The sequence below is a fragment of the Lysobacter enzymogenes genome, assembly GCF_017168095.1.
GTDB classification, from domain to species: Bacteria; Pseudomonadota; Gammaproteobacteria; order Xanthomonadales; family Xanthomonadaceae; genus Lysobacter; species Lysobacter enzymogenes_D.
This window is the reverse complement of the sequence record NZ_LXSD01000372.1, coordinates 2,532-4,668: the sequence shown is the minus strand read 5'-3', so window position 1 is coordinate 4,668 and position 2,137 is coordinate 2,532. Positions and strand designations below refer to the sequence as shown.

Sequence of the window (2,137 nt, the reverse complement as noted above, 5' to 3'; positions counted from 1 at the left end):
CTCCGCCGAATACAACGCGCTGGCGCGGGTGTGGACGGCGGTCAACGTCAACTGATCCATCGCGACATCGCGCCGTCCACGGCGCTTGCGAACGGCCCGCGCGAGCGGGCCGTTCGTCGTTGCGGCCGCACGCCGATCCGCCGCGAGGCGTCGCTTCGCAAGCGCCGCAGACCGACCGTTCGGCGGGTTATGCATTACGGCGCTGTAATGTGTGACAAACAACCATAAGCACTGCGCAATTGTGTGACGCGCGGGAGGGTTCCCCCGCTCACGCACAGCGTTTCCAGGCGCCTAAGGTCTTCCTGCCCGCCCGTTATCGGCACGTCATTGGAAACGTGCCAGGCGCCGCGGGTCCACCGCACCCGACGCGTTGCCGCCACCGGCGCGGCACGGGCGCGCTTTGGCCCGATTTTCCAACTCTTATGGGGAAGACCGCAGATGCAACTCAAGACCGCATTGCTCGGCAGCGCCATTCTCGCCGCCCTGGCCCTCGTCGCCGGACACACCGGCCCCGGCATCGACACCGCTCCGGCCGGCCTCGCCTCCGCCGCCGCTCCGGCCGCCGGCAACGCCGCGAGCGCGAGCGCCAACGCGCCGCAGGCCATCGCCGCGCACCACAACACCCCGCTGGCGGCGCTGTTCGCCGGCACCGGCGCGCGTCCGGGCAGCGACCTGGTCGCGTCCTCGGCCGGCGAAGCCGAAGCCGACGCCTCCCCGGCCGCTGCGCGCGCGCGCGGCCTGCTGCAAGGCGCCGCCGGCGAGCAGGTGCACCGCGTCGCCGCCGACGCCTTCGCCGCCCGCGACGTGATGGTCGACCGCGACGGCACCGAGCACGTGCGCATGGAGCGCAGCTACCAGGGCCTGCCGGTGATCGGCGGCGATTTCGTCGTGCACAGCCAGAACGGCGAGCTCAAGTCGATCAGCCAGGGCGACAACATGCGCACCACCGCGCGCCCCGAGTTGCAGCCGAAGATCGGCCTGGAGCAGGCCAAGGTCGAGGCCGGCGCCCATTTCGACGGCCAGGTGCGCAAGATCGACAACGCCGGCCTGGTGGTGTTCGCGCGCGGGGTCGAGCCGACCCTGGCCTATCAGCTGGAACTGCACGGCGACCGCCGCAACGACCCGATGCCGGGCCACATCACCTACTTCGTCGACGCCGCCAACGGCAAGCTGCTGCAGGCCGACGACCGGGTCCAGACCGCCGCGTCCAACGGCACCGGCAAGACCTTGCTGATCGGCAACGTCGGCATCGTCACCGACTCCACCAGCAGCGGCTTCCGCCTGGTCGACCCGAGCCGCGGCAACGGCTCGACCTACGACGCCCAGGGCTCGATGAGCTACAGCACCGGCTTCCCCGGCGCGCCGCTGTTCACCGATGCCGACAACACCTGGGGCAACAACGCCACCAGCGACCGCGCCACCGTCGCCGCCGACGCCTACTACGGCGTCGCCGCGACCTGGGACTATTACAAGAACGTGCACGGCCGCAACGGCATCTTCAACGACGGCAAGGGCGTGAAGAGCTTCGTCCACGTCGGCAGCAACTACGACAACGCGTTCTGGTACGGCTCGCAGAAGCTGATGGCCTACGGCGACGGCTCGACCTTCAAGCCGCTGGTAGCGCTGGACGTGGCCGGCCACGAGATGACCCACGGCGTCACCGAGGCCACCGCGCGCCTGGGCTACTACAACATCAAGGACACCGGCGGCCTCAACGAAGGCATCTCCGACATCTTCGGCACCCTGGTCGAGTTCAGCGCCAACAACCCGAACGACCCGGGCGATTACCTGATGGGCGAGAAGCTGGTCAAGAACAATCCCAACGGCACCAGCGCGCTGCGCATCCTGTTCAAGCAGGACGCCGACGGCCGTTCCAAGGTGTGCTACCCCTCCGGCGGCTTCACCGCCTCGCAGACCGGCCAGGGCGGCACCTTTGATCCGCACTTCACCTCCGGCGTGCTCAACCGCGTGTTCTACCTCGCCTCCGAAGGCGTGGTGGTGCCGAGCGGCTTCAGCTACACCAAGGCCCAGCTGGTGTGCAACGGCGACACCACCATCGCCGGCATCGGCCGCAACAAGGTCGGCGCGATCATGTACCGCGCGCTGACCCGTTACTTCGTCTCCAGCACCACCTATC

Annotated in this window: 2 protein-coding genes; one reads left to right on the top strand and one right to left on the bottom strand. The window is 69.0% G+C overall.

What is annotated here, in order from left to right; all coding sequences use genetic code 11:
• Positions 1 to 195: hypothetical protein (locus tag A7A76_RS14980; protein WP_206411931.1), on the bottom strand; the 195-nt coding region annotated here is incomplete at its 3' end.
• Positions 196 to 438: 243 nt separating this feature from the next.
• On the opposite strand from A7A76_RS14980, the gene A7A76_RS14975 reads away from it, so the two are divergent.
• The coding region (locus tag A7A76_RS14975) for a M4 family metallopeptidase (RefSeq protein ID WP_241200954.1) at positions 439 to 2,137 on the top strand (1,699 nt) is incomplete at its 3' end.